Source organism: Variovorax sp. RA8 (assembly GCF_901827175.1).
Lineage (GTDB): Bacteria > Pseudomonadota > Gammaproteobacteria > Burkholderiales > Burkholderiaceae_C > Variovorax.
This window is the reverse complement of the sequence record NZ_LR594662.1, coordinates 757,710-771,572: the sequence shown is the minus strand read 5'-3', so window position 1 is coordinate 771,572 and position 13,863 is coordinate 757,710. Positions and strand designations below refer to the sequence as shown.

Sequence of the window (13,863 nt, the reverse complement as noted above, 5' to 3'; positions counted from 1 at the left end):
GCTGCGCGGACCGGTGCCCGCACTGACAGCACCTGCCCCCGTCCCCTCCCGCCAAGCGGGAGGGGGCTCCCGCCGATCGGGCGGCATCTGAAAGTGTGGCCACCCCGCTTTTTCGAATGCTGATGAAAACACCATGAGTCAAGCCGACATCCTCCTCGACGTCAACGGCATCGAGGTCATCTACAACCACGTGATCCTGGTGCTCAAGGGCGTCTCGCTGAAGGTCCCGGAGCGCGGCATCGTGGCGCTGCTCGGCGGCAACGGCGCGGGCAAGACCACGACGCTGCGCGCCGTCTCCAACCTGCTGGCGGGCGAGCGCGGAGCGGTGACCAAGGGCACGATCGAGCTGCGCGGCGAACGCATCGAGGCGCTGTCGCCGGCCGAGCTGGTCAAGCGCGGGCTGATCCAGGTGATGGAGGGCCGCCACTGCTTCGCCCACCTCACCATCGAGGACAACCTGATGACCGGCGCCTACACCCGCACCGACGGCAAGGCCGCGGTGGCGCAGACGCTGGAGAAGGTCTATGCCTACTTCCCGCGCCTGAAGACCCGGCGCGGCTCGCAGGCCGCCTATACCTCGGGCGGCGAGCAGCAGATGTGCGCCATCGGCCGCGCGCTGATGGCCAACCCGAGCATGGTGCTGCTCGACGAGCCTTCGATGGGCCTGGCACCGCAGATCGTGGACGAGGTCTTCGGCATCGTGAAGGACTTGAACCAGAAGGAGCACGTGACCTTCCTGCTGGCCGAGCAGAACACCAACATGGCGCTGCGCTATGCCGACTACGGCTACATCCTGGAGAACGGCCGCATCGTGATGGACGGCGAGGCGCAGAGCTTGCGCGAGAACGAGGACGTCAAGGAGTTCTACCTGGGTGTCGGCGGCGCGGACCGCAAGAGCTTCCGCGACGTGAAGAGCTACAAGCGCCGCAAGAGGTGGCTGGCATGACCGAGTTCTACGACAAGCTGGAGGTGCGCGATCCGGCCGAGCGCGAGCAGGACCTGCTCGCGGCGTTGCCGAAGCAGATCGCCCAGGCCCAGACCGCTGCGCCCGCCTTCGCGAAGATCCTCGACGGCGTGAAGCCCGGCGACATCGCCAGCCGCGAGGCGCTGGCCAGCCTGCCCGTCACGCGCAAGTCCGAGCTGCTGGAGCGGCAGAAGGCCGAGCGCGCGCGCGACCCCTTCGGCGGTTTCTCCGCCATCCGCTTCGGGCCGCGCATGCTGCGCGTGTTCGCCAGCCCCGGGACCATCTACGAGCCCGAAGGCGAGGCACGCGACTACTGGCGCACGGCCCGCGCGCTGCACGCGGCAGGCTTTCGCGGCGGCGATCTGGTGCACAACGCCTTCAGCTACCACATGACGCCTGCCGGCGCGATCATGGAAAGCGGGGCGCGCGCCCTGGGCTGCACGGTATTCGCCGGCGGCACCGGCCAGACCGAACAGCAGGTGGACGCGATCGCCGAACTCAAGCCCGCGGGCTATGCCGGCACGCCGAGCTTCCTGAAGATCCTGCTGGAGAAGGCGGCCGAGCGCGCCGTCGCCCTGCCCTCGCTGACCAAGGCCCTCGTCTCGGGCGAGGCCTTCCCGCCCAGCCTGCGCGACTGGATCGCCGAGCGCGGCGTGGCCGGCATGCAGTGCTATGCGACGGCGGACCTGGGCCTGATCGCCTACGAGACCGCGGCACGCGAAGGCCTGGTGCTCGACGAAGGCGTGATCGTCGAGATCGTGCGCCCGGGAACCGGCGACCCAGTGCCCGAGGGGGAGGTAGGCGAGATCGTGGTCACCACGCTGAACCCCGACTATCCGCTGATCCGCTTCGGCACCGGCGACCTCTCGGCCGTGCTGCCGGGCCCCTGCCCGACCGGCCGCACCAACATCCGCATCCGGGGCTGGCTCGGCCGTGCCGACCAGACTACCAAGGTGCGCGGCATGTTCGTGCATCCGGGCCAGGTGGCGGAGATCGCGCGGCGCTTCCCGGAGGTGCGGCGCGCGCGGCTGGTGGTCGAGGGCGAGATGGGCGAGGACCGCATGACGCTGCGGCTCGAATGCGCCTCCGAGCCCGAGGGCCTGGTCGAGCGCGTGGCCGAGGCGGTGCGCGATGTCACGAAGCTGCGCGGTGAGGTCGAGCTGATGGAGCCGGGCAGCCTGCCCAACGACGGCAAGGTGATCGAGGACGCGCGCAGCTACCGGTAGCGCCGGCCGCTCGCCGGGCGCGAGGGATGACCGGATTGGCCGGCCCCCGGTCTCGACGGCGCGATCCCCTCTCAGGCATGCGCGTGCACGCCGGCGAAGGTCTCGAGCATCACCCGGTTGAAGGCCGGCAGATCGGCGGGCTTGCGGCTCGTGATCAGCGGGCCATCGGCCACGACCTCCAGATCGACCCACCTTGCGCCGGCGTTCTTCAGGTCCGTGCGCAGTGAGGGCCAGGAGGTCATCGTGCGGCCCTTGACCGCGTCCGCCTCGATCAGGGTCCACGGGCCGTGGCAGATCGCGGCGATCGGCTTGCCGGCCTTGACGAAGTCGCGCACGAAGGTCACGGCCTGTTCGTCCATGCGCAACGCGTCGGGGTTCATGACACCGCCCGGCAGGACCAGGGCATCGTATTCGTGGGCGGCAGCCTGCTGGAGCGGCACATCGACCTCGAAGCGGTCGGCCGGCGTGTGGTGCTTCCAGCCGCGGACGCCGCCTTTGCTCGGCGACACCAGGCTGGTGTCCGCGCCTGCGGCGTCCAGCACACGGCGGGGCTCGATCATCTCGGACTGCTCGAAGCCGTCCGCGACGAGGATGGCAACCTTCATGCCCTCAAGCTGGCGTTTGATCATGGAAAGTCCTTTCAATTCGAAGCCTTCACGCTAAGCCGCAGCGGGCGCTGCCGGATCGGCGCGCGTCGGCTCACCATGTCGGACAAGTCGCCTTCCCCGGCATGGAGCTTGCGTAGAAGTGCACCTCTTACGATTGCCAAGATGACCCACGCCTTCTTCGAGCCTCCCGCAACCTCCCGCTACGCGCTGCGCAAGCTGAGCGCGCCGCGCTGCCTGCTGCCCGGTGACTTTGCGGGCAGCGGCGCGGACTCCGAGCTTGCGGCCATCGACCTGCTGGTGGACCAGGGTCGCGTCGCCGCCATCGAGCCGGCCGGCACGCTGCCCGCCGAGCTCGGTCCCGACCTCGATGCCTCCATGGTGCTGCCCGGCCTGCTGGACTGCCACACCCACCTCGACAAGGGCCACATCTGGCCGCGCCAGGCCAATCCCACCGGCGACGGCGCAGGCGCCTCGATGGCCACGCAACGCGACCGCCAGGCCCGCTGGCACGCCGAGGACGTGCGCCGTCGCATGGAGTTCGGCCTGGCAACCGCGTATGCGAAGGGCGTGGTTGCGATCCGCACGCATCTCGACTCGCTGGCGCCGCAGGCCGCGATCTCCTTTCCGGTGTTTCGCGAAGTGCGCGAGCGCTGGGCCGGGCGCATCGCGCTGCAGGTGTCCTCGATCGCGCCGCTCGACATCTTTCTCGCGGAAGAAGGCCGGCATCTGGCGGACATCGTGGCCGAAAGCGGCGGGCGGCTCGGCTGCGTGACGCGCTCGACGCGCCACCCCGGCGACCCGATGCCGCCGGACCTGGACGAAGCACTGGCGCGCGTGTTCCAGCTCGCGGCCGAACGCGGGCTGGATCTCGACCTGCATGTGGATGAATCGACCGATCCGCGCGCCCGGGCGCTGATCCGCGTCGCCCGCACCGCGGCCGCGCAGGACTTCGCGGGCCGCATCCTCTGCGGCCACTGCACCGCCCTGGCGCTGCAGACCGACGAGTTCATCGAAGAGACGATCGCTGCCTGCAAGGACGCCGGCATCGACATCGTGAGCCTGCCCACCGTCAACATGTACTTGCAGGACCGCAGCCCCGCAGGGCGCACGCCGCGCTGGCGCGGCGTGACGGTGCTGCACGAGATGAAGGCGCACGGCCTGCGGGTGGCCGTGGCCGGCGACAACTGCCGCGATCCCTTCTACGCCTACGGCGACCATGACATGCTGGACACCTTCACTCAGGCCGTGAAGATCCTTCACCTGGACCATCCGCTGTCCGACTGGATCCGCGCGGCCAGCGAGACGCCGGCGGCGATCATGGGACTGGACCTGGGCTTGCTGAAGCCCGGCATGGCGGCCGACCTGCTGGTGCTCAAGGCGCGCAACTATTCGGAGATGCTCTCGCGCACGCAATTCGACCGTACCGTGCTGCGTGCCGGTCGTGCAATCGATACCACGCCGCCGGATTACCGCCTGCTGGACGACCTGATGGATGCGTGAGCCGCACGGCCGTTCAGAAGGTGAACCGCACCGCAGCCGAAGGCGAAGGTGCCGGCGAGATCGCGGCCATCGCCTCGGCAAGCGCCGGCCTCTGAAGCAGTGTGTAGGAGATTGCCGACAGACAGGCGTGAGTTCACGTGGACAGTGAATGACTTCTGATTCAACGGAGGAATTCGTCCATGCCCGTCGTTTGTACGGCTTGCGGGAGCAATAACCGGGAGAACGCGAAGTTCTGCATCGGCTGTGCACGCCGCCTGCCCGGCTTCGTACCCACGGGACCCTCGGCCCTGGAGGCCATCAACAATGCGCAGCCGCCGCGTGTGCCTGCCCGCACGCCCCGCCGCGCCTGGCGGCGCGATGATCCGCTGACGCTGCTGCCGGCGGAAACGGCAGGCTTCTGGCTGCGCCTCGCCTTGCTGGGCCTGGCGATGGGGATCGGCTTCATCGGCTGGTATCTCTACGTCACGCGCCAGTTGACGGAGCCGCCCTTCCTGAGCCAGGTCACGGCAGCGTTGGCAGGGGAAGACCGGAAGCCGGCCGCGGACGAATCGATCGCGCTGGCGGCGCCGAGCGCCTCGACGACGCCGGCGCCGGCCAAGGCCGCCGCACCGACACCTGCGCCCCCGCGCGCTGCTGCGCCCAAAACCGCCGCGCCCACCCCCGTGCCCGTGAAGGCGGAGCCGGCCGCGGCGACCGCGACCGCGTCTCGCGCGCCATCGGCCGCGCCGGCCGAGCGCCAGGGCGACAGCGCGCCAGCCCCGCCACGGCGCAGCCGCGCGCCGGCCCGGGCCGATGATTCTCCGGCGCCGCCACTTGCAATCGCGCCGGCGGCGCCGGCGGCCCCTTCGCCCGGGCCGGCGCGCGCGCCAGCCTGGACCCGTGACGATCCTGGCCCGCCGATCGTCCCGGGCCCGGGTCCGGTGTACAGCTCGACACGCAGCACCATGTCCTGGGGCCGCGACGACCCGGGGCCGCCGGTCGCTCCAGGAGCAGGGCCGCTGGTCACTCCATCCAGGAGCCCTTCGCCGGTCGTGGCCCGCGACGACCCGGGGCCGCCGATCGCGCCCGGCCCGGGGCCTCTCTACAACTTCGAGCGCACGCCGAGTTGGACGGCCAACGACTCTGGCCCCCCGGTCGCAATCGGACCCGGCCCGGTCTACAACCGCGCGCGGGACCGGTAGCGCGCCCCAAAAAAAGAAAGCGGCCCGCCAATCCGAGCAAAGAACATGAGCGAGACGGAGACATCGATCCCCGGCCGTTGGAGGCCGCAGCAGCCAGCGGCGGCCTCTCGACCCGCGAAATACCCGCGAAATCGTGCGGGCTTCCTATGGAGTTCCCGGTATTGGCCGCCCGACGTGCGGCGATAAGATCGCGGCCCTTGAACTCGGATTGAACACGGAGAAGAGACATGAAGAAACTGCTCGCCCTCACGGCAATTGCCGCCGTCGTCACGGGCGTCCACGCCCAGGAATTCCCGGGCGGCAAGCCCATCAGCATCGTGGTCCCCTTCGCCGCGGGCGGGCCGACCGACCGGGTCGCACGCGACTTGGCCGAGGCCCTGCGCAAGCCGCTGGGCGGCGCCAGCATCGTGGTCGACAACGTGCCCGGCGCCGGCAGCTCGATCGGCGCCGCCAAGGTGGCGCGCGCCGCGCCGGACGGTCACACGCTGCTCCTGAACCACATCGGCATGGCAACCGTCCCGACGCTGGTGCGCAACGTGCCCTTCAAGGTCGAGACCGACTTCGAATACCTGGGCATCGTCAACGACGTGCCGATGACGCTCATCGCCAAGCCCTCGATGAAGGCCAACAACTACAAGGAGCTGACTGCCTGGCTCGCCGAGAACAAGGGCAAGATCAACCTGGGCAATGCGGGCGTGGGCTCGGCCTCGCACCTGTGCGGCCTGCTGTTCCAGAGCGCGACCAAGACCGAGATGACGCCGGTGCCCTACAAGGGTACCGCGCCCGCCATCACCGACCTGATCGGCGGCCAGATCGACCTGCTATGCGACCAGACCACCAACACCTCGCCGCAGATCGAGGCCAAGAAGGTCAAGGCGTATGCCGTGACCACCTCGAAGCGCCTGGCCACGCCGCTGCTCAAGGACCTGCCCACACTGCAGGAATCGGGGCTGAAGGGCTTCGAGATCACGATCTGGCACGGCCTCTACGCGCCCAAGGGCACGCCGCCGGCGGTCACCAAGAAGCTCAACGATGCACTCAAGGTGGCACTGAAGGACCCGGACTTCATCAAGAAGCAGGAAGGCCTGGGCGCCGTGGTCGCCAGCGACAACCGCGTGGAGCCGGCCGAGCACAAGAAGTTCGTCGCCGCCGAGATCGCCAAGTGGAGCCCGATCATCAAGGCGGCGGGGGTCTACGCGGACTGATGTGCCCCGTCGGCCGGCGCGCGATCATGTCGCGTGTTCGGCCTGCGGCTTCCCGTGGGGCCGCTTGCCTGCGATGATCATGCCGAGCACCTCGTCCTCGTTCACATCGGCGGTGCGGTAGGTTCCCACCAGCCGGCCGTTCTTCATCACTGCGAGGCGGTCGCTCAGGGCAAACACGTCGGGCATGTCGTGCGTGATCAGGAAGATGCCTACGCCGTCAGCCTTGAGCTGCTTGACCAGCGCGCCGACCATCGCGGTCTCTTCCGGGCCGAGGGCGGCGCAGGGCTCGTCCATGATCAGGATGCGCGCGTTGAAGTACAGCGCGCGCGAGATCGCCACCACCTGCCGCTGGCCGCCCGAGAGCCGTCGCACCGGCACGCGGATGTTGGTGAAGTTCTTGTTGAGGCGGCGGAACACCTTGCGGGCCTCGTTCTCCATGAAGTGATCGTCCAGCGTGCGCCAGGGCGTGAGCTTCTCGCGGCCGAGGAAGAGGTTGGCCACCGAGTCCAGGTTGTCGGCCAGGGCCAGGGTCTGGTAGATGGTCTCGATGCCTTGCGCCTGCGCCTCCGAGGGCGTGCGGATGTGGACCGCCTCGCCCGCGATGCGCGTCTCGCCCGAGTCGACGGGGTAGGCGCCTGCGAGCATCTTCATGAGCGTGGACTTGCCGGCGCCGTTGTGGCCCAGCAGCGCGACCACTTCGCCGGGGTAGAGGTTGACGCTGACGCCATCGACCGCCTTCACGCCGCCGAAGGACTTGCGGATGTCGCGCAACTCGACCAGCGGGGGAGCGGCGCTCGCTGGAATACCTTCGCCTTCGCCTTCGGCTGCGGTGATACTCGCCTTCGGAGCGGCCGTGCTGCTCATCGGCCTTCCCCGAAGTGCTTGCGGTAGAGCACGTCGAATACCACCGCGACGATCAGCACCTGGCCGATGATCACCATGCGCTTGCCGATCGCCACGTCGAGCAGCAGCATGCCGCTGTCCAGCGATTGCATGATCAGCGCGCCCAGCACGGAGCCGAAGATGGAGCCGCTGCCGCCCGCCAACGCCGCGCCGCCGATCACGGCGGCGGCGATCACGTAGAGCTCCATGCCCGAGCCCAGCGAGTTGGTGCCGGCGTTGAGCCGCGCGATCGAGACGATGGCAGCCACCGTCACCAGCACTGCCAGGAGCGCGAACAGCAGCAGGGTCACGCGCTTGACCGGGATGCCCACCAGCGCCGCGGCATCGGGGTTGCCGCCCATCGCGAACACATAGCGGCCGAAGCGGGTCCGATGGACGATGAAGGACAGCACCACCGCTACCACGGCCCAGATCAGCACCGGGATGGGAATGCCCTGCGGCTCGGTCTTGGAGGAGATCTGGTAGCTGTTCATCGTCGCGGCAAAGGCGAACACCACCACCACCGGCACGGCCGTGAGCAGCACGTCGAGCCACAGCGGCTCCACCGGCATCTCATGCCGTTGGCGCGCGCGGCGCTGCTGCAGCATGCGCGCGAACAGCACAAGCGCCACCAGCGCCGCCAGCGCCCAGCTGGCCGTGGTGCCGATCCCGCCGTCGTAGCCGCCGCCCAGGCGCTGGAAGAATTCGTCGTTGACCGGCTGCGTCTTGCCGTCGGCCACCAGAAAGGCAGCGCCGCGGAAGGACATCAGGCCGCCCAGCGTGACAACGAAGGAAGGCACGCCCAGCATCGCGGTGAGCCCGCCCTGGTAGAGCGAGACCAGCAGCGCCACCGCGAGGCCGGCCAGGCAGGCAGCCGGCCAGGACCAGCCCGAGGTGTACTGCAGGTAGGCCACCAGCACGCCGACGAAGCCCATCACCGAGCCGACCGACAGGTCGATGTGCCGGGCCACGATGACCAGCACCATCACAGTAGAGACGATGCCCACCACGGCGGTCTGCTGCGCGATGTTGTAGAGGTTCTCGGGCGAGAGGAAGACGCCGCCGGACAGCCAGTGGAAGACGATCGCCATCACGGCCAGCAGCGCGCACATCAACAGCAGGCGCAGGTCGATCCCGCTGCGCTTCCACAGCGATTGCGAGTCGCTCATCGATCGGCGCGCGTCACTTGCAGGCCGCGGGAGCCTTGTCGCCGCTCACGCCCCTGCAGAGCTCGTCCTTCTTGATCCAGCCTTCCTTGACCACCACGTCGAGGTTGTCGCGCGTGATCGGCACCGGCGTGAGCAGGCGCGAGGAGATCGCCACCTTCTTCTCGCCGCCGCTCCAGTTGGCGGCCTTCTCCGGCGTCTTGCCCTGCGTCAGTGCGATCGCGGCGGAGGCCGCCTCGCGGCCGAGCTCGCGCGAGTCCTTCCAGACAGTGACCGTCTGCGTGCCGAGCGCGACGCGGTTGAGCGCCGCGAAGTCCGCGTCCTGGCCCGACACGGGAATACCGCGGATGCCCTTGGCCGTGAGCGCCGCCACCGCGCCGCCCGCGGTGCCGTCGTTGGCCGCGACCACCGCGTCGACTTTGTTGCCGGCCTTGGTGAGGATCTGCTCCATGTTCTTCTGCGCGACTTCGGGTTTCCAGCCGTCGGTGTACTCGTCGCCCACGATCTTGATGTCGCCCTTCTTCACCGCCTCGGCCACGATCTCCTGCTGCCCGGCGCGCAGGAAGTTGGCGTTGGGGTCGGTCGGCGAGCCCTTGATGAACACGTAGTTGCCCTTGGGCTGCACCTTGTAGACCGCGCGCGCCTGCATGCGGCCGACCTCGACGTTGTCGAAGGTGATGTAGAAGACGCCGGGCGTCTCGATGAGCCGGTCGTAGGCCACCACCGGCACCTTCTGGCGCATCGCCTTGTTGACCGCGGGCAGGATCGCGTCCTTGTCCATTGCCAGCACGATCAGCGCCTTGGCGCCCTTGGACATCAGGCCCTCGATATCGCCCAGCTGCTTCTCGGGCGAGCCGCCGGCATCGGCGCTGATGTACTTCGCGCCCAGCTTCTCCAGCTGCGCCTTGATCGCGGCCTCGTCGGTCTTCCAGCGCTCCTCCTGGAAGTTGGACCAGCTGACGCCGACCACGGTCTGGGCGGAGGCGGCGATGGCGGAAAGGCCGAAGGCCAGGGCGCCCAGGGCGCGCAAAGGCTTGTTCATGGGCGGATCTCCGGGAGTTGCAGGGGGAGGCCGCAGGGTCGTCGGCGGCCAGGGAAATCAACTATGGCGAGGGGCTTTGGGTGCGGCCATCGGGAGAATCCCTGCGGGAGAAGGCACTACAGGCGACGGTGCGGACGCGGCCGACGATCGCCGCGGCATGGCCCGATGCGCGCGTTTCCGCGCGCACAGCAGCTCAGGCCGCCTGCACGGCAACGAGCCAGAGCTGGGCTCCCTGCAGCGGCGTCGACGTCCAGGTCACGTTGTAGGTGCCGGCCGCGCCCACCTGCCTGACGGCCACGGCGCACTGGACCAACGCGCCGGCAGCCAACACCGAATCGATGACCGTGAAGCCGTTGTCGGGCACGGCCGTCTTGTCCAGGTCCACGCCTGCATCGCCCCACCACCAGGCGACGAGCAGTGCAGCGCCGGTAGTGGTGACGCTGGCGCTGGTCAGGGGCTGACCCGACAGCACCTCGCGCCATTGCACGTCGCGCACGTCGCCGCCGCTGGTGATCTCGACGACGCTGAGGGTGGTTTCATCGGTGACCTTGGGCTTGTCCGCGGTGACCACGTGCCCGTCCCTGCCCTGGGCCTTCACGCAGCCATACAAACCCGTGCCCGAACTCGGCCACAGGGTGTAGGTGTGCGGCACACCGAGCGGGACGAAGGTGTTGCCGGCGTTGTCGGTCGGCACGGAGGCGGCAAGCAGGCCTCGCCCGACGCAGACCAGGAGCGTGCTGCCGGCGGACTGCGTGGCGATGGGGGAAATGGACAGCGACGGTGAAGAAACGCCGTCGAGGTTGAAGGCAAGGGTGTGGGCGCCGAGAACCGGCGCCGCTGGAGCGGGTGCAGGTTCGGGTGCAGGCGCAGGTTCGGCTTGGGGTTCGGGTGTTGCAGTCGGCGCGGGCGGAGGCACCTGCGTCGGCGCAGGGGCCGGCGCTGGAGGTGGCGAAGCGCCAGGTGCCGGAGCGGCTGCAGCCAACGGCGCGATGCCTCCTCCGCCTCCTCCGCCTCCTCCTCCGCAGGCTGTGAGCGTTGCGCTGCCAGATGCCATGCCGACCGTTGCAAGCGCGCAGAGGCGATTCAACAGCACACGGCGTTCGTTCTGCAGCGCAGCTGCGGCGGCGTCGGAGGGTTCATCCATGTCGGGACGTCATTGGAAGCTGACGCGAGTCGCGATGAGCACCCCATTCACCACCCGAGCTCCCTCGATGTTGACGCTGACCCCATTGCCCAGGTTGGCCGCCGTGCCGTTGACGAACACCACGCCGGGGCCGCTGGCGTCGACGGGCTGGCCCCTCACGCGGAAACTCGCGGCCGAGCTGAAGTTGCCGACGGTGCCGATGAGGGTGAACGAAGAGGGTCCGCCGGTGCCCGGCACGTGGCGGATCTTGAGCTTGGTGGCCTGGAGCACGCCGTTGGACATGGTGCCGCCCACTTCCACCTTGACGCCGTTGCCGACCGAGCCGGCAGGGCCGCCGGTGATCTGCGCCGACGCAGCGTTCACGGGGACATTGAGCACGCGCAGCGAACCGAGTCCGCCATAGTCGGTGACGATGCCCGCGAGCTGGACCGGCGTGGCATTCGCCCTCGGCACCGGATACCACCACTGGACTTGGGTGGCGGTCAGCCGGCCCGGCAGCAGCACGGTGGCGGCGCGCACACACACCAGGGTGCCATTGGCCAGCGGGCTGCCGTCCAGGCTCCCGGACAACACCGCGGTGCTGTAGTCGACGGTGAATGCGCCGATGGTGAAGGCGCGGCGGAGCGGATCGAGGTTTTGCACCGTGCCCGTCAGGACCGGCGCGGAGGGGCCGCGCTGCTCCACGCGCGTGGCCCGCAGGACGCCCGGCGCCCCCGGCAAGCCCCACACCTGCAGCGTGCTGCCGGGCGGGATGGCTGCGAGGCCGGTGGAATCAGCCCACACCGTGGCATCGTCCGTGGTGACGGTGGTGCCCAGGATGACGAAGCTGCCTTGCACCAGATCGACCGAGGACAAGGTCCCGCGCAGATCCGCGGCGGAATCGACCCGGCGGGCGACACCGCTGGTCAAGTCGGCGTTGAAGGGCCCCGTGACCTTCGCGCTCATGCCCAATTGCAGGGCGGAGGCATCCTCGACGTTCAGGACGGCTGTGTCGGTGTTGTAGCGCACGCCGTTGACGATGATGCTGCCCACCCCATCGACGCCGCCGACGCCGGACGCATCGGCGGTGCTGACGCCCGTACCGCCCGAGCCCACGCCCGATCCGTCGTCGCCCGAGGCCGCCGTCGAGGTGCCGCCGGTGCCTGCCGAACCGCCGCCGGTGCCTGCCGAACCGCCGCCGGTGCCGGACGCGCTGCCGCCCTGGCCATCGGCCGCGCCACCCACCGGGCTGTTGCTCCCGTCGCCCAGGCTCGACCCCGTGACCGAGGCCGTGCCTCCAACGCCGACGAGCGCAACGCTGCCGCCGCCACCACTGCCACCACCGCCGCACGAAAGCAGCAGCGCGGTCGACAGGGCGAGCAGGGCAGCGCGCAGGAAGCCATTCGTCATGCTTCTTTTCCCTTGGATTTTTTCGGGGGAGTCACCGGCCCATTGTGTGCCACATCCGCGGCGTCCTCATAGTAGGTGTAGATCCCGACGCGGATGCGAGCCGCGGCCGTGCTCTCCGCGGCCTCGTACGCGCGCGTCATCTCGCTGGTCAGTTCGTGGTGCAGTGCGTTCCAGCGTTGCCGCGCGAGCTGGTGGATCCGCTCGCAATCCTCGACCGCGATGCCGGTAGCGAACACCGCGCGCTCGAGCATGGGCGGCGCCTCGCCCAAGGTGTTGGCCACGCTGGCCAGCAGGTGGTCCCGCGCGTTGTCGCCCAGGAAGGCGAGCATGCCCTTGAGATCCTTCGACGGCACGAAGCCGGCGGCGTTGAGCGCGACGCGGCCTGCATCCTCGGTCACCAGGTTCAGCCGCACCAGCTCATCGAGGATGGTGCGGTGGTGCACGTTCCCGCGGCTGGCATGCCGGGCCACGGCCTCGAAGGAGGGTGCGCCGCCCTCTGCCACAAGGGGCAAGGCCTGCAGGGCCGGGTCATCGGTGGACATCTGCAGCCACAAGGTGAGCGTCTTTGCCGCCGCTGACATCTCGGTGTGCGGCAGCGGCTCCTCGGCTTCACGCACCTTGGCCGTCACCGCCTTGCGGTTCAATCCGGTGGTCACCGAAAGCTGGCTGAGGTTTGGCTCGACGCCCTTGTCGAGCCAGGCCCGCCGAGCCTCGTCGATGAGAAGCTCGCGCAGCATCAGCTCGAGATGGGCGTGCTTCAGCCCCAGGGCCAAAGCGAGCCGGACGATGGGACGCATGACGCGCGCGCAAGCCTGGAGGGCCCAGCCCATCGGGCCTTCGCCGCCGGGCGCGCCCGCTTCGACGGGCGCGGCGTCATTGCCTGGTTCAGGCCTGGCGCTTTTCGATCCAGTGCGTTTGGTCGCCATAAAGTGTGTTGCCCAAGGCCACCGCCTTGTCGAGCCGGTCCCGATTGCGCGGCGTGTCGGGAACCCACAAGCCGCCGACGTACGGGCGAGGTTCCTCCTGGATGACTTTGTCGGACCAGCGCAGCCTGATCTCGAACAGAGCGCGCAACGTCTTGCGAGACACGATGCTCCTCGGTGCAGAAGATGGCGGCACTAACGCCCCGTTACGAAGTGGACAGTGACATGCGTAACCGTCTTACAGAACGGTGCACACGACTATAAGACAAGAGCACTATTGATGTGAAGTTTTCACATCAACCAAATAGCCGATTTGCCAGAGGGTAGAAATGTCAAAGCCTGTCACACACAAGAAGAGTGCCGCGGCGTGGCGCAGTAGCCGATCGATCGGGGCGGCGCGCTACGCGAGATCGTCGTCGCGGACCTGGCGGGAGCCCCGCGAGAAGAAGGCACGTGGCGCCTGGATCGCCGCGATGCGGGTGAGGAAGGCCATGCAGGCGCGCATCGTCGAGGCCTTCGGCACATACGTCAACGGGTCCGGACCTGGGCCCACGGACGAAGACCTTCTGGTCTTCGCACGACTGGCGATCGCAGAACAGCGACTGGCACGCCGCCTGCGCCAGTCGCCGTGAA

14 protein-coding genes are annotated in these 13,863 nt (G+C 69.0%); 6 read left to right on the top strand and 8 right to left on the bottom strand.

Annotated elements, in window-relative coordinates; translation table 11 throughout:
• The first annotated feature begins 133 nt into the window (after positions 1 to 133).
• Entirely contained in the window at positions 134 to 946 is an 813-nt protein-coding gene (locus E5P3_RS03735) for an ABC transporter ATP-binding protein (RefSeq protein ID WP_162584730.1), read from the top strand.
• Complete coding sequence (locus tag E5P3_RS03730) at positions 943 to 2,190, top strand: phenylacetate--CoA ligase family protein (protein WP_162584729.1); 1,248 nt, start codon at positions 943 to 945, stop codon at positions 2,188 to 2,190. The genes E5P3_RS03735 and E5P3_RS03730 overlap by 4 nt, the downstream gene beginning before the upstream one ends.
• A gap of 71 nt (positions 2,191 to 2,261) precedes the next feature.
• Here the strand turns inward: E5P3_RS03730 and E5P3_RS03725 are convergent, their stop codons facing one another.
• A complete protein-coding gene (locus E5P3_RS03725) occupies positions 2,262 to 2,819 on the bottom strand; it encodes a type 1 glutamine amidotransferase domain-containing protein (protein WP_162584728.1) in 558 nt (185 codons plus the stop codon).
• 141 nt (positions 2,820 to 2,960) lie between these two features.
• On the opposite strand from E5P3_RS03725, the gene E5P3_RS03720 reads away from it, so the two are divergent.
• From E5P3_RS03720 to E5P3_RS03710, 3 genes are all read left to right on the top strand, one after another.
• Positions 2,961 to 4,298 (top strand): cytosine deaminase, encoded by a 1,338-nt coding sequence (locus E5P3_RS03720; protein ID WP_162584727.1) that lies wholly within the window; start codon positions 2,961 to 2,963, stop codon positions 4,296 to 4,298.
• 179 nt (positions 4,299 to 4,477) lie between these two features.
• Positions 4,478 to 5,479, top strand: a complete 1,002-nt coding sequence (locus tag E5P3_RS03715; RefSeq protein WP_162584726.1) for a zinc ribbon domain-containing protein — start codon at positions 4,478 to 4,480, stop codon at positions 5,477 to 5,479.
• 227 nt (positions 5,480 to 5,706) lie between these two features.
• Positions 5,707 to 6,684, top strand: coding sequence for a tripartite tricarboxylate transporter substrate-binding protein (locus E5P3_RS03710; protein ID WP_162584725.1), 978 nt, complete (start codon positions 5,707 to 5,709; stop codon positions 6,682 to 6,684).
• A gap of 24 nt (positions 6,685 to 6,708) precedes the next feature.
• Here E5P3_RS03710 and E5P3_RS03705 read toward each other — a convergent pair whose 3' ends face one another.
• From E5P3_RS03705 to E5P3_RS03675, 7 genes are all read right to left on the bottom strand, one after another.
• Complete coding sequence (locus tag E5P3_RS03705) at positions 6,709 to 7,548, bottom strand: ATP-binding cassette domain-containing protein (protein ID WP_232072972.1); 840 nt, start codon at positions 7,546 to 7,548, stop codon at positions 6,709 to 6,711.
• Positions 7,545 to 8,735 (bottom strand): sugar ABC transporter permease, encoded by a 1,191-nt coding sequence (locus E5P3_RS03700; protein ID WP_162584724.1) that lies wholly within the window; start codon positions 8,733 to 8,735, stop codon positions 7,545 to 7,547. Before E5P3_RS03700 ends, E5P3_RS03705 begins: the two co-directional genes overlap by 4 nt.
• A gap of 13 nt (positions 8,736 to 8,748) precedes the next feature.
• Complete coding sequence (gene xylF / locus E5P3_RS03695; RefSeq protein ID WP_162584723.1) at positions 8,749 to 9,774, bottom strand: D-xylose ABC transporter substrate-binding protein; 1,026 nt, start codon at positions 9,772 to 9,774, stop codon at positions 8,749 to 8,751.
• 193 nt (positions 9,775 to 9,967) lie between these two features.
• Positions 9,968 to 10,918, bottom strand: a complete 951-nt coding sequence (locus E5P3_RS03690; protein WP_197893935.1) for a hypothetical protein — start codon at positions 10,916 to 10,918, stop codon at positions 9,968 to 9,970.
• Between the two features lie 9 nt (positions 10,919 to 10,927).
• Positions 10,928 to 12,307 (bottom strand): DUF5666 domain-containing protein, encoded by a 1,380-nt coding sequence (locus E5P3_RS03685; protein WP_162584722.1) that lies wholly within the window; start codon positions 12,305 to 12,307, stop codon positions 10,928 to 10,930.
• Complete coding sequence (locus tag E5P3_RS03680; protein ID WP_162584721.1) at positions 12,304 to 13,137, bottom strand: DUF6502 family protein; 834 nt, start codon at positions 13,135 to 13,137, stop codon at positions 12,304 to 12,306. The genes E5P3_RS03685 and E5P3_RS03680 overlap by 4 nt, the downstream gene beginning before the upstream one ends.
• Positions 13,138 to 13,192: 55 nt before the next feature.
• On the bottom strand, positions 13,193 to 13,396 hold the full coding sequence (locus tag E5P3_RS03675) for a hypothetical protein (RefSeq protein WP_162584720.1): 204 nt from the start codon (positions 13,394 to 13,396) through the stop codon (positions 13,193 to 13,195).
• A gap of 163 nt (positions 13,397 to 13,559) precedes the next feature.
• Between E5P3_RS03675 and E5P3_RS03670 the strand changes: the two genes are divergently transcribed.
• The gene (locus E5P3_RS03670) at positions 13,560 to 13,862 is read left to right on the top strand and encodes a hypothetical protein (RefSeq protein WP_162584719.1); all 303 of its coding nucleotides are present in this window, start codon (positions 13,560 to 13,562) and stop codon (positions 13,860 to 13,862) included.
• The last annotated feature ends 1 nt before the right edge of the window (position 13,863 follow it).